The organism is Burkholderia sp. 572, from assembly GCF_040545135.1.
GTDB classification, from domain to species: domain Bacteria; phylum Pseudomonadota; class Gammaproteobacteria; order Burkholderiales; family Burkholderiaceae; genus Burkholderia; species Burkholderia cepacia.
Genome location: NZ_JBEPLH010000018.1, coordinates 100,075 through 118,933 on the forward strand (window position 1 = coordinate 100,075; position 18,859 = coordinate 118,933).

General features: G+C 69.9%; 19 protein-coding genes. 9 read left to right on the forward strand and 10 right to left on the reverse strand.

Features of this window, described 5'->3' with window-relative positions; genetic code table 11:
- Positions 1-436 precede the first annotated feature (436 nt).
- The gene (locus ABIC51_RS29515; RefSeq protein ID WP_004198969.1) at positions 437-649 is read left to right on the forward strand and encodes a hypothetical protein; all 213 of its coding nucleotides are present in this window, start codon (positions 437-439) and stop codon (positions 647-649) included.
- 59 nt (positions 650-708) lie between these two features.
- Positions 709-1,731: a serine/threonine protein kinase gene (locus ABIC51_RS29520; protein WP_374709001.1), complete on the forward strand. Its 1,023-nt coding sequence runs from the start codon at positions 709-711 to the stop codon at positions 1,729-1,731.
- Positions 1,732-1,812: 81 nt separating this feature from the next.
- Here the strand turns inward: ABIC51_RS29520 and ABIC51_RS29525 are convergent, their stop codons facing one another.
- Together ABIC51_RS29525 and ABIC51_RS29530 are read right to left on the reverse strand one after the other, a co-directional pair.
- Positions 1,813-3,255 carry a coniferyl aldehyde dehydrogenase gene (locus ABIC51_RS29525; RefSeq protein ID WP_059700449.1) on the reverse strand — a complete coding sequence of 481 codons (1,443 nt, stop codon included), beginning with the start codon at positions 3,253-3,255 and terminating at the stop codon, positions 1,813-1,815.
- A 39-nt stretch (positions 3,256-3,294) separates the two neighbouring features.
- On the reverse strand, positions 3,295-3,759 hold the full coding sequence (locus tag ABIC51_RS29530; RefSeq protein WP_186468218.1) for a hypothetical protein: 465 nt from the start codon (positions 3,757-3,759) through the stop codon (positions 3,295-3,297).
- A gap of 221 nt (positions 3,760-3,980) precedes the next feature.
- Between ABIC51_RS29530 and ABIC51_RS29535 the strand changes: the two genes are divergently transcribed.
- Entirely contained in the window at positions 3,981-5,621 is a 1,641-nt protein-coding gene (locus ABIC51_RS29535; protein WP_354006735.1) for a GMC family oxidoreductase, read from the forward strand.
- Between the two features lie 27 nt (positions 5,622-5,648).
- Here ABIC51_RS29535 and ABIC51_RS29540 read toward each other — a convergent pair whose 3' ends face one another.
- Genes ABIC51_RS29540 through fliF form a run of 6 tightly spaced genes read right to left on the reverse strand, consistent with a single transcriptional unit; the run spans position 5,649 to position 12,467 of the window.
- Complete coding sequence (locus ABIC51_RS29540; protein WP_226230836.1) at positions 5,649-6,986, reverse strand: flagellar hook-length control protein FliK; 1,338 nt, start codon at positions 6,984-6,986, stop codon at positions 5,649-5,651.
- Positions 6,987-7,016: 30 nt separating this feature from the next.
- A complete protein-coding gene (gene fliJ / locus ABIC51_RS29545) occupies positions 7,017-7,475 on the reverse strand; it encodes a flagellar export protein FliJ (protein WP_021163734.1) in 459 nt (152 codons plus the stop codon).
- A 5-nt stretch (positions 7,476-7,480) separates the two neighbouring features.
- Entirely contained in the window at positions 7,481-9,049 is a 1,569-nt protein-coding gene (gene fliI, locus ABIC51_RS29550) for a flagellar protein export ATPase FliI (protein ID WP_027788886.1), read from the reverse strand.
- Entirely contained in the window at positions 9,043-9,726 is a 684-nt protein-coding gene (gene fliH / locus ABIC51_RS29555) for a flagellar assembly protein FliH (RefSeq protein ID WP_049117285.1), read from the reverse strand. The genes fliI and fliH overlap by 7 nt, the downstream gene beginning before the upstream one ends.
- The gene (fliG, locus tag ABIC51_RS29560; RefSeq protein WP_027788887.1) at positions 9,719-10,714 is read right to left on the reverse strand and encodes a flagellar motor switch protein FliG; all 996 of its coding nucleotides are present in this window, start codon (positions 10,712-10,714) and stop codon (positions 9,719-9,721) included. Before fliG ends, fliH begins: the two co-directional genes overlap by 8 nt.
- Entirely contained in the window at positions 10,704-12,467 is a 1,764-nt protein-coding gene (gene fliF, locus ABIC51_RS29565; RefSeq protein WP_059700441.1) for a flagellar basal-body MS-ring/collar protein FliF, read from the reverse strand. Before fliF ends, fliG begins: the two co-directional genes overlap by 11 nt.
- Positions 12,468-12,716: 249 nt before the next feature.
- Between fliF and fliE the strand changes: the two genes are divergently transcribed.
- The 6 genes from fliE to ABIC51_RS29595 all read left to right on the forward strand — a co-directional run bounded on the left by fliE (position 12,717) and on the right by ABIC51_RS29595 (position 16,866).
- Positions 12,717-13,061 (forward strand): flagellar hook-basal body complex protein FliE, encoded by a 345-nt coding sequence (gene fliE, locus ABIC51_RS29570; RefSeq protein ID WP_021164033.1) that lies wholly within the window; start codon positions 12,717-12,719, stop codon positions 13,059-13,061.
- 225 nt (positions 13,062-13,286) lie between these two features.
- Positions 13,287-13,721, forward strand: coding sequence for a flagellar export chaperone FliS (gene fliS / locus ABIC51_RS29575; RefSeq protein ID WP_021164034.1), 435 nt, complete (start codon positions 13,287-13,289; stop codon positions 13,719-13,721).
- Complete coding sequence (locus ABIC51_RS29580) at positions 13,718-14,050, forward strand: flagellar protein FliT (RefSeq protein ID WP_059523069.1); 333 nt, start codon at positions 13,718-13,720, stop codon at positions 14,048-14,050. The genes fliS and ABIC51_RS29580 overlap by 4 nt, the downstream gene beginning before the upstream one ends.
- A gap of 145 nt (positions 14,051-14,195) precedes the next feature.
- Positions 14,196-15,548: a flagellar hook-length control protein FliK gene (fliK, locus tag ABIC51_RS29585; protein ID WP_175900814.1), complete on the forward strand. Its 1,353-nt coding sequence runs from the start codon at positions 14,196-14,198 to the stop codon at positions 15,546-15,548.
- A complete protein-coding gene (locus ABIC51_RS29590) occupies positions 15,545-15,862 on the forward strand; it encodes an EscU/YscU/HrcU family type III secretion system export apparatus switch protein (RefSeq protein WP_021157023.1) in 318 nt (105 codons plus the stop codon). The genes fliK and ABIC51_RS29590 overlap by 4 nt, the downstream gene beginning before the upstream one ends.
- 269 nt (positions 15,863-16,131) lie before the next feature.
- Positions 16,132-16,866, forward strand: coding sequence for a PepSY-associated TM helix domain-containing protein (locus ABIC51_RS29595; protein ID WP_059688321.1), 735 nt, complete (start codon positions 16,132-16,134; stop codon positions 16,864-16,866).
- A gap of 97 nt (positions 16,867-16,963) precedes the next feature.
- On the opposite strand, the gene ABIC51_RS29600 is transcribed toward ABIC51_RS29595, so the two are convergent.
- Positions 16,964-17,989: an XdhC family protein gene (locus tag ABIC51_RS29600; protein ID WP_027788892.1), complete on the reverse strand. Its 1,026-nt coding sequence runs from the start codon at positions 17,987-17,989 to the stop codon at positions 16,964-16,966.
- Positions 17,990-18,199: 210 nt separating this feature from the next.
- Positions 18,200-18,703, reverse strand: a complete 504-nt coding sequence (locus tag ABIC51_RS29605) for a hypothetical protein (RefSeq protein WP_027788893.1) — start codon at positions 18,701-18,703, stop codon at positions 18,200-18,202.
- Positions 18,704-18,859 lie beyond the last annotated feature (156 nt).

The following is an 18,859-nucleotide window of genomic DNA, read 5'->3' on the forward strand; positions in this document are numbered from 1 at the left end:
TCACGCGGTGATGCGGGCGGCGCGTGCGCAACCGTCGTCGTGCCGGTTGCGTTCGAGGTACGGGGAAGGCGATGACGGTGCGACGTCGTGCGGCCACGGCGGTCGCGCGAAATTTCCCGGTGATGCGGCACCGGGCCCGCGATGCGCGCGCGGCGTGCGTCACGGGCGCGTCGCGGTGCCGACGCGGATTCGGCGGGCAGTCACATTCGACAGGGTATGATGGGGGTAACCGGGCGGGCAAGCGCCTGTCCGGCGCAGTGGTTGATTGGAGACATTCGACGAATTCGCGGCACTTCGCCTGCTTCTTCTTCTTTTCGCGCTTCGATAAACCGTGAACAATGGGATTACGCGCAACGCTCCGACGAGAGCGCGCGGATCGTGCATTTGCCGGCTCGCCATCGAGCCGGGTTTCAAGAGTCAAGAGTGGGGAACCATCATGCATGTCGGGTCGATTGTCTGCACTACCCATATCGCTGTGCCGAAGGGCGCACGCGGCATCGTCCAGCGCATCCTGGGCGACATGGCCATGGTGACCTGGTACGCGGGCGTACCGGGCGAGTCGAAGGAACTCAACACCGAGCCGTTCTTTCTCGAGGACCTGATCGACACCGGCGAATCCGTGCTGCCGGCCGGCGCGGCGCTTCACTGAGCGCATAACGCCGCACCGGGCGCTCGTCTTTCGGCCCGGCTGGCGGCACAATGCGGGGCATGAAAGACGTCACTTCCGCTCCCGCTTCTCCCGCCGGCCCGCCGTTCGCCGGACTCACGCCCGAGTGCGTGCTCGACGCGCTCGACAGCGTGCTGATGCCGGCCGGCCTGCGCACCGACGGGCGCCTGCTCGCGCTCAACAGCTACGAAAACCGCGTATATCAGGTGGGCATCGAAGACGGCCCGCCGGTCGTCGCGAAGTTCTACCGTCCGGCCCGCTGGTCGGACGAAGCGATCCTCGAAGAGCATGCGTTCGTCGCCGAGCTCGCCGCGCGCGAGATTCCGGCGGTGCCCGCGCGCACATTCGACGGCCGCACGCTGCACGCGTTCGACGGTTTCCGCTTCTCGATCTTCGAGCGGCGCGGCGGACGCGCGCCTGACCTCGACCGCAGCGACACGCTCGAATGGCTCGGCCGCTTCATCGGCCGGATCCATGCGGTCGGCGCGACGCAGCCGTATGCCGCGCGTCCCGTGCTCGATATCAGTACGTTCGGCTACGAGCCGCGCGACTACCTGCTCGCGCACGATTTCATTCCGGACGATGTGCGGCCCGCGTATGAGACCGCCGTGACGCTCGCGCTCGAAGGCGTCGAGGCCGCGTTCGAGCGGGCGGGCGAGATACGCCTGCTGCGCACGCACGGCGACTGTCATCCGAGCAACGTGCTGTGGACCGATGCCGGCCCGCACTTCGTCGACTTCGACGACAGCCGGATGGCGCCCGCGATCCAGGATCTGTGGCTGTTGTTGCCGGGCGATCGCGAAGGCGCGTCGCGTGCGCTCGCGGACCTGCTGGCCGGCTACGAGGATTTCTGCGAATTCGAGCCGCGCGAGTTGCATCTCGTCGAAGCGCTGCGCACGCTGCGGCTGATCCACTACGCGGCATGGCTCGCGCGACGCTGGGACGATCCCGCCTTCCCCGCCGCGTTCCCGTGGTTCAACACGCACCGCTACTGGGAAGCACGCGTGCTCGAGTTGCGCGAGCAGATCGGCGCGATGCAGGAAGGGCCGCTCTGGCCCGTATGACGGCGCGTGCGGCACCGGCGCCGCGCGGCCTGCCGGTGCGGGCCGCGGCGCGATGCGCGCGGCCCGTTCGATCCCTTCCGTTCAGAACTTCAGCATCAGCTTGATCAGCGCGGCGAAGCGCTTGCCGTACGGCGGCGCGAGCAGGTTGCGCGTGTTCAGGCGCGCCTGGGTGAGTACCGGCTTCATCTTCGAGAACGTCACGAAGCCGTCGTAGCCGTGATATGCGCCCATGCCGCTCGCACCGACACCGCCGAACGGCAGGCTGCCGCACGCGATGTGCATCAGCGTTTCGTTGATCGACACGCCGCCCGAGACCGTTTCGCGCATCACGCGGTCGATCGTGCCGCCGTCCTCGTCGAACAGGTAGAGCGCAAGCGGACGCGGGCGCGCATTCACGTATGCGATCGCTTCGTCGAGCCGCTCGTACGGCACGAGCGGCAGCAGCGGCCCGAAGATTTCCTCCTGCATCAGCTGCGACGCGGCCGGCACCTGCGTGACCGCGCACGGCACGAAGCGGCGCGATGCAGGATCGGATTGCGCGTCGGACAGCGGATGCAGCTGCGCGCCGGCCGCCTGCGCGTCGCTGGCGAGCTGCTGCAGCCGGGCGTAGTGGCGCGGCGACACGATCGTCGTGTAGTCGCCGTTGGTCGACAGGTCGGGGTACATCTTCGCGAACCGTGCCCGCGCGCGCTCGATGAACGCGGCCTCCATCCCGCGCGGCAGCAGCACGTAGTCGGGCGCGATGCAGGTCTGGCCCGCGTTCAGCGTCTTGCCCGCGACGATTGCGTCGACGGCCGCATCGAAGCGCGCGTTCGGCCCGACGATGGCCGGCGACTTGCCGCCGAGTTCGAGCGTGACGGGCGTGAGGTTGTCGGCGGCCGCGCGCATCACGTGGCGGCCGACGTGCGTCGAGCCGGTGAACAGCAGATGATCGAACGGCAAGCCGCTGAACGCGGCGCCCACTTCAGCGTCGCCGTTCACGACCGCGACGTGGTCGCGCGTGAAGGTCTTCGCAATGAGCTGCTCGAACAGCGCCGACGTGCGCGGCGTCAGTTCGGACATCTTGATGATCGCGCGGTTGCCGGCCGCGAGCGCGCAGATCAGCGGGCCGGCCGCGAGCAGCACCGGGTAGTTCCACGGTACGACGATGCCGACCACGCCGAGGGGCTGCGGAATCACCTTCGCGCGCGCCGGGCGCAGCCACTTGTTCATCGGCTTGCGGATCGGTTTCATCCAGCGCTTGCCGTGCTTGAGCGCGTCGTCGATCTCTTCCTTCGCCATCCAGATTTCCGACAGCAGCACTTCCTGCTTCGCGCGATGACCGAAATCGGCGCTGATCGCTTCGGCGAGTGCGTCCGCGTGATCGATCAGCATCGTGCGCAGCGCGCGCAAGTGCTGCACGCGCGTTTCCCATGCCGGGTACGGTGCGCGCAGGTAGGCCGCGCGCTGGTCGCGCAGCAGCGACGTCAGTGCATCGACCGACGGCAGCGCTTGCGGGGCCAGTTCGGGCAGGTCGTTCTTCATGTCGTCTCCTCCAGTTGGGCCTGGCTGGTCGGCCGGCCGTCACGCCGCATGCGCACGCTCGGCGAGCGCGGCGACGCGGATCGGGGTGGTGCGTGTCGCGCGGCGCGGGGCCGGATGCGACGTGTGCTCGAAAACCGATTCAAGCGTGCAGCGGGCGTCGCATCCACGCGACGGTGTGTGCATCCGGAAACCGTGTTGCGGCGCGTGGGCATGCAGTGCGATGCAACCGTTGCCGGGCGCGCGACGCCGCGGCGCGACTGCCCGCCTGCGCACCGAAGCGGGGTGGCGCGACGGGGCCGTCCAACCATGCCGCGGCGCATCGTGCCGCCGTGGCGACAAACCGTCCAAACGGTCGGCGACGACGCGTGCCGTTCGATTTCGATCGACTGCGCGCATGACGCGGGGCACCTCCGCGCGGGCAGCCGTTTGAAATGAAATGCGGGCTGCGCGCATCGCATCCGGACAACCCGGTCGGCACGCGGCCTGCAGAACCTGGCGCTGCATCGTCGTCTCTCCCGTTTCGCGACGGATCGGCTTCTCGTGGCCGGCGCGTCGCGCAAAGCGAATCGAGACATCTTAAATTTAGTTCACGCGAGCGTTTAGAGGAATCGCTCTTGAATCCGCGCGCCGCGCGCACGGTGGCGATTCCTACAATGCCCGAACACTACAAGGACGCGGTCGCGCGGCGGCGCCGGGCGCCTTCCATGAGACGACGGAGACGTGACATGCAATACGACTACATCATCGTCGGCGGCGGGTCGGGCGGGTCGAGCCTGGCAGGCCGTCTCGCCGATGCCTGCCCCGATGCGACGATCGCGCTGATCGAGGCCGGTTCGCATACGGAACGCAACCTGCTGGTCAACATGCCGGTCGGCATCGCGGCGCTGGTACCGTTCAAGCTCGGCACGAACTACGGCTACGAGACGGTGCCGCAGCCGGGCCTCGGCGGGCGGCGCGGCTACCAGCCGCGCGGGCGCGGGATGGGCGGCTCGAGCGCGATCAACGCGATGATCTACACGCGCGGCCACCCGGGCGACTACGACGAATGGGCGCAACTCGGCGCGACGGGCTGGGGCTGGCAGGAAGTGCTGCCGTATTTCCGGCGCGCGGAAGGCAACGAACGCGGCGCCGATGCGTGGCACGGCGCGGACGGCCCGCTGTCGGTGTCGGATCTGCGCTTTCGCAATCCGTTCTCCGAACGATTCATCCAGGCCGCGCATGCGGCCGGCTATCCGCTGAATGACGACTTCAACGGCGCGACGCAGGAAGGCGTCGGCTTCTATCAGGTCACGCACCGCGACGGCTCGCGCTGCAGCGTCGCGCGTGCGTACATCTACGGCCGCAACCGGCCGAACCTGCACGTGATCACCGATGCGACGGTGCTGCGCGTCACGTTCGACGGCAAGCGCGCGGCCGGCGTCGCGGTCGCGCGCAACGGGCGCGTCGAGACGCTCGACGCGCGCGCGGAAGTGATCCTGTCGGCCGGCGCGTTCAATTCGCCGCAACTGCTGATGTGCTCGGGAATCGGCCCAGCCGAGCAACTGCGCCGACACGGGATCGCCGTCGTGCAGGATGCGCCGGACGTCGGCACGAACCTGATCGACCATATCGACTTCATCATCAACACGCGCGTGAATTCGTCGGAACTGGTCGGCGTGTGCCTGCGCGGGATCGCGAAGATGACGCCCGCGCTCGCGCGCTATTTCTCGAGCCGCACCGGGATGATGACGAGCAACGTCGCGGAGGCCGGCGGCTTCATCAAGAGCGATCCGTCGCTCGAGCGCCCCGACCTGCAACTGCATTTCTGCACGGCGCTCGTGGACGACCACAACCGCAAGATGCACTGGGGCTTCGGCTATTCGCTGCACGTGTGCGCGCTGCGGCCGTTCAGCCGCGGCACGGTGACGCTCGCGACCGGCGATGCGCGTGACGCACCGCTGATCGATCCGCGCTTCTTCAGCGATTCGCGCGATCTCGACCTGCTCGTGCGGGGCACGCAGGCGATGCGCAGGATCCTGTCGCAGGCGCCGCTCGCGTCGCAGGGCGGGCGCGAGCTGTACACGCGGGCGGACCAGAGCGAAGCGGAGCTGCGCAAGACGATCGTCGAGCATGCCGACACGATCTACCACCCGGTCGGCACCTGCCGGATGGGGTCGGACGCGCACGCGGTCGTCGATCCGCAACTGCGCGTGCGCGGCGTCGAAGGATTGCGCGTGGTGGATGCGTCGGTGATGCCGACGCTGGTCGGCGGGAACACGAATGCGCCGTCGGTGATGATCGGCGAACGCGCGGCGGACTTCATCGTCGCGGCGCGCAAGGGCGGCGTGTCGCGCGGCGAGGCGGCTGCCGCGGTGCACGGCCGCTGAACGGCGCGCGCACGCGGGCAGTCATGCTCAGGCAAACGTATCGACGAGGCCGGCGCGGCTCACGCTCGCGGCGACCGGTGCGGATTGCGCAGCGTCGACCGGTGCATCGACGGCTGACGATCCGCCGCTCCCGCGCCGCGACGACTGCCCGCCGGCGAAGGACGATTGCGGGTTCTGCTGCTGCGAAGCGAAGCCGCCGTCGCTGACGGTCGCGCTGCCCAGGCCGAGCCCGCCCGATTCCATCGCTTCGCGCAGCTTCGGCAGCGCGGCTTCGACCGCGTCGCGCACCTGCGCGTGCTGCGACACGAACAGCGCGTGCGCGTGATTGTCCGCGACGCGCAGCACGACCTGCAGCGGCCCGAGATCGGGCGGGTTGAGGGTCAGCTCGGCGCTCTGCTGGTGCGCATTCGACAGGAACACGACCTTCTGGCTCAGCGCGTCCGTCCAGTCCGGGGTGCCGACGTGCGGGGCGAGCACGTGCGCGTTCGCCGCGGCGATCGCTCCCGCGGCCGGCGACAACTGCAGGTTCGCCTGCGTCGCGGCCGCCGCCGTTGCGCCGGCCGCGAGCGTCGCGCTGGCGGCCGGATCCGTCGCGTCGCCGGCTGCCGCGAGCGCGTGCTGCTCGCCCGACTGCGCATTCGCGTTGGCCTGCAGCGCTTGCGCGGTGGCCTGCGTCGGCGTTTGCTGGGGCGCGAGCGCCCCCTTCGCGTCGGCGAGGGTGCGGTCGAAGGTCGGGACCTTCGGGGTCAGCGATGCGGTGGCGCCGGTCGATGCCGGTGCCGACGCGGTCGCGCCGGCCGCGGGTATCGCGATCGCGCCCGAGCCGCCCGTCAGCCTGTCGAGCGCGGTCTGCAGCGCATCGCGGCCCGACGCGGGCGCGGCCGGCTGGGCGGCCGCGGCGGCGTCCGTGGCCGCGTGATCCGCCAGCGTGGCCGTGGCATCGGGCTGGCCGGACACGGCCGCCTTTTGTGCAGCGGCGGCGGCAGCAGCCGGATCGACCGGCGCTGCGTTGTCCATGCGCGCCTGCAGTTGCGCCTGCACGGCAGCGGCGGCCGCGAGCGCGGCGGCGTCGGGGTTGGCGGCGGCGTTCGTGGTCGTATCGTCGGTCGCGTCGTCGTCATCGGTCGCGGACGGCTTCGTGCCGGCGGCCGGCTTCGACGAAGCCTGTTTCGTCGAAGCATCCGGCGCGCCGGCATTCGACGAATCGCGACGCGTGACGACGCTTTGCTTCAGCGTCTGCGCGAACGGCACGGCGGTCGCGGCATCGTTGCCGGCGGCGGCGCCGGACGAACCCGAGCCGCGGGCGGCCTGGAGTGCGGTGCCGGCGGTGTCGAGCAGCGCGCCGAGCAGGGGCAGGGGAGGCATGACGTTCTCTCGTTCGAATGCGGTGGTCGGTTACGACGAACGGGCCGCGTCGGCCCGCATGCGCAGGATCTTCGCGGCGTGTTCGTCGGCATCGCGCTGCTCGCGCCGGGCTTCGCGCTTCGCTTCCTGCGCGACGCCGCGCGCCTGCAGGATTTCATATGAGCCGACGGTGCGTTTCTTCTGTTGCCAGTTCGGGCGTGCTTCGTCGATGCGGACTTCGGCCGCGGCCAGCACGCTGCGCTGCTGCGCGATCGCGGCGTCGAGCGTGTCGATGAACGCCTGGAAATTGCGCCAGTTGCCGGCCGGCATCCCGTGCTGGGCGGATTGCGAAAAGCGCGCGTGGTATTCGTCGCGGTAGCGCAGCAGCGCGTCGAGTTGCTCGGCGGCCGCGGTGCGGTCGCGCTGCGCGGTGCCGAGCTGCTTCGCGGCCGAGTCGAGGTCGTCCTGCGCGCGGTCGAGCAGCAACTGAAGGGGAAAGCCGTGAGCCATCGGGATCAGCCTCCGTAAGCGTCGAACAGTGCATCGAGCCCGGCGAGGCTCGACGCGAACGGCGCGCATTCGCGAAAGCCCTGCTGCAGGAACGCCTCGATGCGCGGATAAAGCGCGATCGCGCGGTCGAGCTGCGCGTCGCGGCCGGGCGCGTACGCGCCGACCGCGATCAGGTCGCGATTGCGCTGGTAGCGCGACAGCATCTGCTTGAACTGCCGGACGTGGTCGAGATGCGTTTCGTCGATCAGCGCGGTCATCGCGCGGCTGATCGACGCCTCGATGTCGATCGCCGGATAGTGGCCGGCCTCGGCAAGCGCACGCGACAGCACGACGTGGCCGTCGAGGATCGCGCGCGCCGAATCGGCGATCGGGTCCTGCTGGTCGTCGCCTTCGGTCAGCACCGTGTAGAACGCGGTGATCGAGCCGCCGCCCTCCGGCCCGTTGCCGGTGCGCTCGACGAGCGCCGGCAGCTTCGCGAATACCGACGGCGGGTAACCCTTGGTCGCGGGCGGCTCGCCGATCGCGAGCGCGATCTCGCGCTGCGCCATCGCGTAGCGCGTCAGCGAATCCATCAGCAGCAGCACGTGCTTGCCCTGGTCGCGGAAATACTCGGCGAGCGACGTCGCATAGGCCGCGCCCTGCATCCGCAGCAGCGGCGAGACGTCGGCCGGCGCCGCGACGACGACCGAGCGTGCGAGCCCGTCCTCGCCGAGGATCTGTTCGATGAACTCCTTCACTTCGCGGCCGCGTTCGCCGATCAGCCCGATCACGATCACTTCCGCGCTCGTGTAGCGCGCCATCGTGCCGAGCAGCACCGACTTGCCGACGCCGGAGCCGGCGAACAGGCCCATCCGCTGGCCGCGGCCGACGGTGAGCAGCGCGTTGATCGCACGCACGCCGACGTCGAGCACGTGGTGGATCGGTTCGCGCTCGAGCGGGTTGATCGACGGCGCCGACAGCGGCGCGTCGACCTTCGACGCGAGCGGGCCGAGGCCGTCGAGCGGGCGGCCCGACGCGTCGACGACGCGCCCGAGCATCTCCCAGCCGACCGGCAGACGCTTCGCGCCCGCGAGCGGATCGGCCACCGGCGCGGTTTCGCGAGGCCAGACGCGCGCACCGGGCAGCACGCCGGCGACGTCGGTGGTCGGCATCAGGAACAGGCGGTCGCCGGCGAAGCCGACGACTTCCGCTTCCGCGTGCGGCAGCGTGCTGCCGGGCGGGAGTTCGATCGTGCATTCGGCGCCGACCGACAGGCGCAGCCCGATCGCCTCGAGCACGAGGCCGGCCGCGCGCGTCAGGCGTCCGCACGGGCGCAGCGGCAGCGCGCGGTGGCTGCGCGCGGCGAGGCCGTTCAGGTGCGTGCGCCAGTGCGCGAGATGCGGGTTGTGCGGCGCGCGCGGCGCGTGCCCGGCGGGCGGCGTGGCGCCGGAGGCGTCGGCCGCTGCGGCGGCGCCGTGCGGGTGTGCGTCATGCGTGTCGTGTGCGGCGTCGGGGCCGAACGACGCGAGCGCGAGCTCGCGTTCGAGCGGCGTCAGGCCGTCGTGCGCGAGCGCTTCGGGCGGCCGCGTCACCACGTGCTCACCTTGCCGATCGCGGCGGCGACGCGCTGCCAGCGCGTGGGCAGCGTCGCGTCGACCTCGCCGGTCGCGGCGTGCGCGCGGCAGCCGCCGCGCTCGATCGACGCGTCGGTGCGCACGTTCCAGCCGAGCGTATCGAGATCGTCCTGCAGATAGGCTTCGACGACGGGCAGGTCGGCCGGATTCACCGCGAGATGTGGCGCGCCGGACAGCGCGGGTTCGGCCGCGAGCACGTCGCGCACGGCCGCGACGAGCGCGGCGGGGTCGTGCTTCACGTGCTGGCGCACGACCTGTTGCGCGATGTCGAGCGCGAGCTGCGCGATGTCGGCGGCCAGATCGTGCTCGACGCTCGACACGGCCTCGCGGAACGACGCGGCGAGCGCCGCGAGCTGCGCGGCCTGTTCGCGCGCGTCGGCCTGGCCGGCTTCGAACCCCTGTGCGCGGCCCTGCTCGAAACCGGCCTGGTAGCCGAGCGCCTGGCCTTCGACATGGCCGGCCGCATGGCCTTCGGCGTGCGCGGCGTCGCGCACGCGCTGCAGGTCCTCGGCGAGCGCGGCGGCGGCCGCTGCCGCGTCGTCGGGCGGCGGCGGGGGCGGCGGCGGGTCGAACGACGCCATCTCCCACCGCTGGTAGGCGGTGAGGGTGCCCGCGCGATCGCTCGCCGAATCAGACATACGCGTCTTCCGCCTTGCCGCCGATCGCGATCGCGCCGCTCTCGGCCAGGTTGCGCACGATCTGCAGGATGCGGCGCTGCTGCGTCTCGACTTCGGACACGCGTACCGGGCCGCGCGCGTCGAGATCCTCGGCGAGCAGTTCGGCCGCGCGCTGCGACATGTTCGCGAGGAACTTCTGGCGCAGCGCGGGCGGCGCGCCCTTCAGCGCGATGATCAGCGTTTCCGACTCGACTTCCTTGAGCACCATCTGGATCGCGCGGTCCTCGAGGTCGAGCAGGTTCTCGAACACGAACATCTGGTCGACGATCTTCTGCGCGAGATCCGCGTCGTACTGGCGCACGCTTTCGAGCACGCCTTCCTCATGCACGCTCGTCATGAAGTTCAGGATCTCGGCCGCGGTGCGGATGCCGCCCATCGGGCTGCGCTTCAGGTTGTCGCTGCCGGACAGCAGGCCCGTCAGCACGTCGTCGAGTTCGCGCAGCGCGGCCGGCTGGATGCCGTCGAGCGTCGCGATCCGCAGCATCACGTCGTTACGCAGGCGTTCGGTGAAGCACGACGCGATCTCGGATGCCTGGTCGCGGTCGAGGTGCACGAGGATCGTCGCGATGATCTGCGGATGCTCGTTCTTGATCAGTTCGGCCACCGCGCCCGAGTCCATCCACTTCAGGCCCTCGATGCCGCTCGTGTCGCTGCCCTGCAGGATGCGGTCGATCAGCACGCCGGCCTTGTCCTCGCCGAGCGCCTTGGTCAGCACCGAGCGGATGTAGTCGCTCGAATCGAGCGACAGCGCGGTGTGCTGCTCCGCTTCCTTCGCGAATTCCTGCAGCACGTCCTCGACCTGCTCGCGCGTGACGTTCTTCAGCGCGGCCATCGCGGCGCCGATCTTCTGGACCTCGCGCGGCGCGAGGAACTTGAATACCTGCGCGGCCTCTTCCTCGCCGATCGACATCAGCAGCAGCGCGCTCTTGGTCAAGCCTTCAGCGTTCATCGGACACCCAGTTCTTCACGACGGTGGCGACGATCTTCGGATCCTGGCGGGCGATCGAGCGCGCGTAGTCGAGGTTGCGTTCGTAACGGTTCTTTTCGCTTTCGAAACCGAGCAGCAGCGCGTCGGGTTCTTCGGCCTTCTCCGGCGCCGGCAGGCCGTCGAGCGCGACCGGATCTTCCGGCGCGGCGAGCGCCGGCGCGACCGGCTCGGGCGGCGGGAACGCGCGGCGCATCGCCGGGCGCACGAACATGAAGTAGAGCGCCGCCGCGGCCGCCGCGATGCCGAGCCACTTCGCGGCTTCCTTCGCCATCGCGATCATGTCGGGCTGGCGCCACCACGGCAGGTCGGCGTACGGGTCGCTCGCGGTCGAGAACGCGCTGTTCACGACGTTCACCGAGTCGCCGCGCTTCGCGTCGTAGCCCATCGCGTCCTTCACGAGCTGCTCGACCTGCGCGAGCTTCGCCGGCGGCAGCGGCTGCATCGTCACGTGGCCCTTCGCGTCGGCGACCGGCTGATAGTTGACGACGACCGCGACCGACAGCCGCTTCACGCTGCCCATCGGCTGCTCGAGGTGACGGATCGTCTTGTCGAGCTCGTAGTTGGTCGTCTGGTCCTTGCGGTCGCTCACGGGCGTCGTCTGCGGCGCGTTCTGGCCGTTGCCGGCGACGATCGGCGCGGACGCCGGCTGCGGCGGCGTGTTCGACAACGCGCCCGGCACGCCCGACGCGCCGCCCTGCGCGAGCTCGGTCGCGCTGCTGGTCTGCTGGCTGCGGATCGCGGATTGCTGCGGATTGCCGTTCGGGCCGTAGCTTTCCGACGTCTGCTCGACCTTCGAGAAATCGAGGTCCGCGCTGACCTGCGAGCGCGCGTTGCCCGTGCCGAAGATCGGCGCGAGGATCGCGTCGATGCGCTTCTGCGTGTTGTGCTCGACCTGCTGCACGTACTTGAGCTGGCTCGCGTCGAGGCCGGATGCCGAGGCGGTCTGGGTCAGCAGGTTGCCGTCCTGGTCGACGATCGTCACGTTCTTCGCGGGCATGTCGGGCACGCCGGACGACACCATCCGCGTGATCGCCTGCACCTGGCCCTCGTCGAGCACGCGGCCCGGATAGAGGTCGACGAACACCGACGCGCTCGGCGCTTCCTTGTCGCGCACGAACACCGACGGCTTCGGAATCGCGAGATGCACGCGCGCGCCGCGCACGGCGTTGATCGATTCGATGGTGCGCTGCAGCTCGCCTTCGAGTGCGCGCTGGTAGTTGATCTGCTCGGCGAACTGGCTGATGCCGAACTTCTGGTTGTCCATCAGCTCGAAGCCGACCGAGCCGCCCTTCGGCAGCCCCATCGCGGCGAGCTTCAGGCGCGTTTCATGTACCTGGTTCGACGGCACGAGGATCGCGCCGCCGGCATCGGCGAACTTGTAGGGAACGTTTGCCTGCTGGAGCGCGGCGATGATCGCGCCGCCGTCGCGATCCGACAGGTTGCTGTACAGCACGCGATAGTCGGGCGCGCGGCTCCACAGCACGAGCGCGGTGATCACGGCGACCGCGAACGCGACGGCGATCAGGAACGGCAGCTTCGGGTTGCCCTTCATCCGCGAGATGCCGGGAATGCGTTCCGCGAAGCCGCCAAGCCCGAAGTCCGCGCCTGCGCCACCCGCGCCCGGCAACGCGGCGGCCGCGGCGGCGCCGGGCGCCGGGCTGGCGAGGCCCGCGCGGGCGTCTGGGTTGATCAGCGAGTTGGCCTGCGAATCCATGCGTCGAGTTTCTCCGGAGCGGGACGACTGAGCTCGCTCGGGCGAGCGGGCGGACAATGACACGATGCGATTATCGTGACCCGGGCCCGGTTCCGATCGACTGAAAAGAGCGGGGTTTCCCCCGTACTTTCTCGGCTTTGACGCGCGGCGCGCTGCTATCCTTTTTCGCGATCCGGCATGGTGCGCGTGGTGCGGCGCCGGCGGAAACGCCCGGTGCGCCGGGTCTCTTCTCTCGGTTTTGGGGACAGCATGACTGCGAACGTCAGCGGAATCGGTTCGGTGTTGCAACAGATGCAGTCGATGGCCGCGCAGGCGTCCGGCGGCGTCGCGAGCCCGACGGCAGCGCTGGCCGGTTCGGGCGCGGCGACGGCCGGCACGTTCGCGAGCGCGATGAAGGCGTCGCTCGACAAGATCAGCGGCGACCAGCAGCACGCGCTCGGCGAGGCGCAGGCGTTCGAGGTCGGTGCGCCGAACGTCTCGCTGAACGACGTGATGGTCGACATGCAGAAAGCCAACATCGGCTTCCAGTTCGGGCTCCAGGTCCGCAACAAGCTGGTGAGCGCTTACAACGACATCATGCAGATGTCGGTGTGATGCGCGCGGCACCCGGGGACGGGTACCCGGCGACGGGCACCCGTGAGCGGCCATCCGGCGAAAGTCGTTCAGGGAAGGCCTCCGGGCCGGCGCCTTCGGCGCCCCGGCGGCAGGCGGCGCTTGCCTAAAGCTTTTCAAATCCCTTCCGATAACCCCGGTGAAGGCCGCGTCGTGCGATGCACGGCGGCGGTTCCCGTATAGCCAAGGCATAACAAGGAGAAGCGCATGTTTTCCCCAGGACACGCTGGAGCCAGTGCATACGCGCGTGTCGGCGTCGAGACCGGGGTGATGGGCGCCTCCCCGCACCGTTTGATCGCGATGCTGTACCAGGGCGCGCGGCAGGCGGTTGCGCTGGCGCGCATGCATTTGCAGCAGGGCAATGTGTCCGCGCGCGGCGATGCGATCGGCAAGGCGATCCGGATCGTCGAGAGCGGGCTGAAGGCGTCGCTGAACCGCGACGCGGGCGGCGAGATCGCGGAGCGGCTGGACGCGCTGTATGCGTATATCGGCCGGCGTCTGCTGGAAGCGAACGCGCAGGCGAGCGACGCGATGCTGGTCGAGGTCGACGGGCTGCTCGCGACGCTCGAGGAAGCATGGACGGGGATCGCCCCGGAAGTCGCGCGGATGGCCGCGCAACAGGCAGTGGAAGCATCGAGATGAATCGCAAGGCCGAATACTTCGCACGTTACGAGGCGCTCGCCGCCGTGTCGGGCCGGATGCTGGGCGCCGCCCGCAGCGCCGACTGGAGCGCGTTGCCGGGGTTGCAGGCCGAATTCACGGCACTCGTCGACGGGCTGAAGGAAGCCGATCCGGGCGTCGTGCTCGACGAATCGGATCTCGGCCGCAAGCTCGACCTGATCCGCCGCATCCTGGCCGACGACGCCGCGATCCGCGACCTCGCGAGCCCGGACGTCGCGCGGCTGTCCGCGCTGTTCGAGGCGCGGCGCTCGACCAAGGTATTGACCGATCTCTACCGCGCGCGCGGGTAGGGCCCGTTTCCCGGGAAGCCGGGAGGCGGAGGGGCGGGCGCGGGGCGCACGAGCCCGTTGCGGGAGGCGCGCAGTTCCCGCGAGCGGCACCGGCGTGCCGTTCCCGGATTCGCAACGATGTGGCTGAGGTGAGCAGGCTCCGATCATGACCGGTATCGACTCCGTTGCGGCCGCGCTGCTGGCGAGCCGCCTCGACAGCCTGCTGACCGGCACCGTATCGGCGCCCGCCGGCGGCGGCGCGACCTCGCAGGTCGGCACGCCGGGCACCGGCACGGCGTCCACGCCCTCTGCCGGCAGTCCGCCTGCCGCGCCGCCGGCTTCTACCCAGACCGCACTGTCCGATGTCGGGCGCGTGCTCGACGCGATCTCGCGGGCCGGTGGCGACTCGACGCCGGCCATTGCCGGGCGCGTGCCGCTGCTGGCCGATCCCACCGTGCTGCTGACCGATACGGCCTTGCCGGCCCGCGCGCCGGCCGCTTCCGATCCGGCTGCGTCTTCCACACCGGCCTCCGCCGCGGCATCTTCCGCTGCTGCGGCGGCACACGAAGCGGCCGCAGCCCTGCCGGTCGCGGCGCTGCGCGCAGCGCTCGCGCAGGCCGTGAGCGAAAGCGGCCTGTTCTACGAATCCCATCTGGCGCAGTGGCTGGCCGGCCAGCGCCCGCTCGCGGCGTTGATGCGCGAGCCGCAGGCGCGCCTTGCGGCCGCGCTCGCGCCGGTCGACCCGGATGCCGCGCAGCACGACTCGACCGACGTGCTAGACGAACTGCTCGCGCAGCGGCCGCCGCTGCCCGCGACCGCGCGGGCGACGGCGCAGCCGGGTACACCGGCCCAGGGTGGCGCACCGACACGCGATCCTGCGCAAGGCTTGCCGGCGGGCGCGCGGCACGGCGCGTCGCTGCCGCCCGATACGTTCGATCTGCTCGGCGAACGCCCTGATGTGCGCGGGACGCCCCCGCAACTGGCCACCGCGTCGTCCGACTCCCAGGCGCAGACGCTGGCGACCGTGCATCCGGCCACCGTGCCGCTCGTCAGGCAGCAGCTCGACGCGCTCGCGACCGACCAGTTCCGCTGGACGGGCGAGGCGTGGCCCGGCGCGCGGCTCGACTGGACGATCGAGCCGGACGATCCGGGCAGCCGCTCGCCGCGCGGCGACGATGGCCCGGGAGACGGCATCGCATGGCGCACGCGCCTGACGCTGACGTTGCCGTCGCTCGGCACGGTCGACGCGGAGCTGGTGCTGAACGGCACGCAACTGGTCGCGCGATTGCGCGCGAACCAGACGGGCGCCGACCGCCTCGCGCGGCACGAGGCCGCGCTGCGGCAGCGGCTCGAGGTGTCGGGGCTAAGGGTGGGAGGATTGTCGATCCGCGCGGTCGACGACGGCCCGGACGGCTTCGATCTGTTTGCAGCCCAGGCGGCGGCCGCCGCGTATGCGCGCGGTTCGGCCGGCGGCCCGGCGACGCAGGCGCCGGATAGCGACGACGAGGCGCTGCCATGAGCATGACGTCCCGCAAGCGCGCGGCCGCGCTCGTCTACGATCCGAAGGGGGGCGATGCGGCGCCGCGCGTGGTCGCGAAGGGCTACGGCGTGCTCGCCGAGATGATCGTCGCGCGTGCGCACGATGCGGGCTTGTACGTGCATACGGCGCCGGAGATGGTGTCGCTGCTGATGCAGGTCGACCTCGACGACCGGATTCCGCCGCAGCTCTACCAGGCGGTCGCGGATCTGCTCGCGTGGCTGTACGCGCTCGACCGCACCGAGCCCGCGCCGGACGACACCACACCGCGCTTTCCGCTGCCGCCGCTGCGCTGAATCGCCCGGCATCGCGCGACTTCTTACGAAATGCTGTCCTGGTCTTGCAAGGTCATTCGGGCGGCATTTTCCGGTTATCGGCCGGCATCGTGGCGCAACGCGCGCGCTTTGCCCGCCTTCTTGCTCTTGCCGGGCGTGCCGCGACGCTCCCGGATGGATTGAGCCGCCGGTTTGTTTGTGTAATGATATCCATTCTCATTTTCATGCTGCCCGGGCGGCGCGCACGTTTTGCGCGCCGCCCGTTGTTTTGAACGAATGGAACCTCTCGCGTGAACGCGCCCGAAACGATCAATCCGCCCAAGACGGGTACTGCCCGCGCGGGCGTCACCGTGCTGCACCCGGCGGCCCGCCCGCTGAGCGACGACGAACTGGCCGCGCGCCGCCAGCGTTCGCGCCGCGCGACCTTCATCAAGTGGCTGCGCAAGGTGCATGGCTGGGTCGGGCTGTGGGGCGCGGTGCTCGGGCTGCTGTTCGGCGTGACGGGCGTGCTGCTCAACCACCGCGCGCCGCCGCTGAAGATTTCGACGGGCGAGCCGCAGGTCGAGGAGATGCAGATCGCGCTGCCGGATCCGGTGCCGAAGACGCCCGCCGCGATGACGAAGTGGCTGCAGCACGAGCTGAATTTCGACGGCAAGCCGGGGCGCATGCGCAAGGAGGCCGCGCAGCCCGTTGCGTGGGGCGACAAGCGCGTGATGCAGCCGGAGCACTGGCAGTTCGGCCTGTTCGGCCCGCACCAGAACCTGCAGGCCGAATACTGGGTCGGCAACGGCTACGTTTCGGTGAAGCGTACGGGCAACACGTTCCTGACGACGCTGAACAACCTGCATCGCGGCGTCGGGATGAATCTCGGCTGGGTGCTGCTGATGGACACGATCGCGGGCTCGCTGATCCTGCTGTCGCTGACCGGCGTGCTGCTGTGGACCGAGCTGAACAAGCGCCGCACGGTCGGCGTCGTGCTGGTGGTCGGTTCGGTCGCCGCGGCGCTTGCCGCCGGCCTGACCTGACCGGCGGGCGCGCCGGCCGGGCGCCGGCGCGTGCGCTGTCGTCAGTTTCGTCGGCTTAGCCCGTCGCGGCCGCATATCCCGCGCGACCGCCCGCCGATCAGAGGCCGCACGCCGCGCCGCTGTTCGCCGCGATCTCCCGCGCGGCCTTCGCGCCCTCGACCTGCAGGATCGTCGGCAGCGACACGTGGTTCTTCGCGGCGGTGATCTCGGCGAGGATCGAGATCGCGATTTCCGGCGGCGTCCGGCTGCCGATGTAGATGCCGGCCGGCCCGTGCAGCCGGGCCAGTTCCGCTTCGCTCAGGTCGAATTCGCGCAGCCGCTCGCGCCGTGCCGCGTTGTTGCGCCGCGAGCCGAGCGCGCCCACGTAGAACGCGGGCGTCTTCAGCGCCTCCATCAGCGCGAGATCGTCGAGCTTCGGATCGTGCGTCAGTGCAATCACGGCCGAACGCGCATCGAGGTTCATCTCGAGCACCGTATCGTCGGGCATCGTGTGCACGACGCGCGTGCCCGGCACGTCCCACGCATCGGTATATTCCTCGCGCGGATCACATACCGTCACCTGGTAGTCGAGCCCGACCGCGATCTGGCACAGATAGCGCGACAACTGGCCGGCGCCGATCACGAGCATCCGGTAGCGCGGCCCGTGGATCGTCACGAGCCGCTCGCCGTCGAACGCGAGCCCGTCGGCGGCCTGCGCGGGTGACAGCGATGCGCGGCCCGTCGCGAGCGTCATCGTGCGCGTGACGAGGCGCCCGGCCTCGACTTCCGCGCACAGCGCGGTTATCCCGCTGTCGCGCGTGAGCGGCTCGAGCACGAGCTGGATCGTGCCGCCGCAAGGCAGCCCGAAGCGATGTGCTTCCTCGGCCGTCACGCCGTACTTGAGCGCTTCCGGGCGCGCGTCGGCCGCGATGCCGCTCGCATGCACGCGGGCGATCAGGTCGTCCTCGATACACCCGCCGGACACCGAGCCGACCACGAGCCCGTCCTCTCGGACCGCGAGCATCGCGCCTTCGGGGCGGGGCGACGAGCCCCAGGTCTTCACGACCGTCACGAGCAGCACGCGGCGCCCTTCTTCGAGCCAGCGCGCGCTGGATTTCAATACATCGAGATCGACGCTTTCCATCATCTTCTTCCTGTTGCCGGGCGCACCCGTCGATGCGGGCCGCCGTTCGATGGCGCGATTATGAACCGGCCGCGACAAGCGTGCAGGGACGGGGGAAGGCGCAAAACGGGGAGGGGGAAGCGCGCAGCGGCGGGGAAGGCGAGCGGGACGGCCCGTGCCGGGCCGTCGGCAGGTTGCCGGGCGGACACATCCGCCCGGCGGGGCGATGCGTCAGAGCGAGCCCAGATACTGCGTCAGGTTGCGGATGTTGTTGTCATACGCGCTCGGCGAGCCGAGCTCGACGCCGCCGCTGCGCACGTAATACTCGAACGGCACGGAGCGGGTGCCGAAGAACGGCAGGAAATTGTCCGGCTGCAGCGTCGTGCCGTTCAGGCCGATCGCCCAGTTCCGCGACTTGTACAGCTCGAGCTCGCGGATCGTCGCCTGGACCTGGTTCGTCTCCGACGCGCGAATCGCGGCGATGTGCTGCGTCAGCGTCTCGATGTTCGCCTGGTATGCGCTCGGCTCGCCGACCGAGACGCCACGCGCGCGGACGTAGTAGCTGAACGGCAGGTTGCGTTCGGTGAAGAACGTGAGGAAACCATCCGGCGCGAGCGTATCCCCGTTCAGCCCGATCGCCCAGTTCTTGCTTTGATAATCCCTGAGCCCCGCAATCGTCTGGTTGGTCGCGCTGATTTCGACCTTCGCCGTGACGTTGACCAATGTATTGCTCATGACAGACCTCTCTGGTTCTTGTTGAACTTCGGACAGGTGCAGCGACATGCCTCCCCTCGGAGGCAATTCAATACCAGCGACCGGATTATCCGGTTTTAAATGTTGTTAATTAAAAAGATGCTGAAAATTCGTTCGTGAACACGCAATGAATTTCTG

Coding starts and splice junctions, on each gene's coding strand:
- fliK (WP_175900814.1), top strand. CDS start 14,196: ATGACCGGTATCGACTCCGTTGCGGCCGCGCTGCTGGCGAGCCGCCTC.
- fliE (WP_021164033.1), top strand. CDS start 12,717: ATGACTGCGAACGTCAGCGGAATCGGTTCGGTGTTGCAACAGATGCAG.
- fliG (WP_027788887.1), bottom strand. CDS start 10,714: ATGAACGCTGAAGGCTTGACCAAGAGCGCGCTGCTGCTGATGTCGATC.
- fliF (WP_059700441.1), bottom strand. CDS start 12,467: ATGGATTCGCAGGCCAACTCGCTGATCAACCCAGACGCCCGCGCGGGC.
- ABIC51_RS29540 (WP_226230836.1), bottom strand. CDS start 6,986: ATGCCTCCCCTGCCCCTGCTCGGCGCGCTGCTCGACACCGCCGGCACC.
- ABIC51_RS29535 (WP_354006735.1), top strand. CDS start 3,981: ATGCAATACGACTACATCATCGTCGGCGGCGGGTCGGGCGGGTCGAGC.
- ABIC51_RS29515 (WP_004198969.1), top strand. CDS start 437: ATGCATGTCGGGTCGATTGTCTGCACTACCCATATCGCTGTGCCGAAG.
- ABIC51_RS29605 (WP_027788893.1), bottom strand. CDS start 18,703: ATGAGCAATACATTGGTCAACGTCACGGCGAAGGTCGAAATCAGCGCG.
- ABIC51_RS29520 (WP_374709001.1), top strand. CDS start 709: ATGAAAGACGTCACTTCCGCTCCCGCTTCTCCCGCCGGCCCGCCGTTC.
- fliH (WP_049117285.1), bottom strand. CDS start 9,726: ATGTCTGATTCGGCGAGCGATCGCGCGGGCACCCTCACCGCCTACCAG.
- ABIC51_RS29525 (WP_059700449.1), bottom strand. CDS start 3,255: ATGAAGAACGACCTGCCCGAACTGGCCCCGCAAGCGCTGCCGTCGGTC.
- ABIC51_RS29590 (WP_021157023.1), top strand. CDS start 15,545: ATGAGCATGACGTCCCGCAAGCGCGCGGCCGCGCTCGTCTACGATCCG.
- ABIC51_RS29530 (WP_186468218.1), bottom strand. CDS start 3,759: ATGCAGCGCCAGGTTCTGCAGGCCGCGTGCCGACCGGGTTGTCCGGAT.
- fliJ (WP_021163734.1), bottom strand. CDS start 7,475: ATGGCTCACGGCTTTCCCCTTCAGTTGCTGCTCGACCGCGCGCAGGAC.
- ABIC51_RS29580 (WP_059523069.1), top strand. CDS start 13,718: ATGAATCGCAAGGCCGAATACTTCGCACGTTACGAGGCGCTCGCCGCC.
- fliS (WP_021164034.1), top strand. CDS start 13,287: ATGTTTTCCCCAGGACACGCTGGAGCCAGTGCATACGCGCGTGTCGGC.
- ABIC51_RS29600 (WP_027788892.1), bottom strand. CDS start 17,989: ATGGAAAGCGTCGATCTCGATGTATTGAAATCCAGCGCGCGCTGGCTC.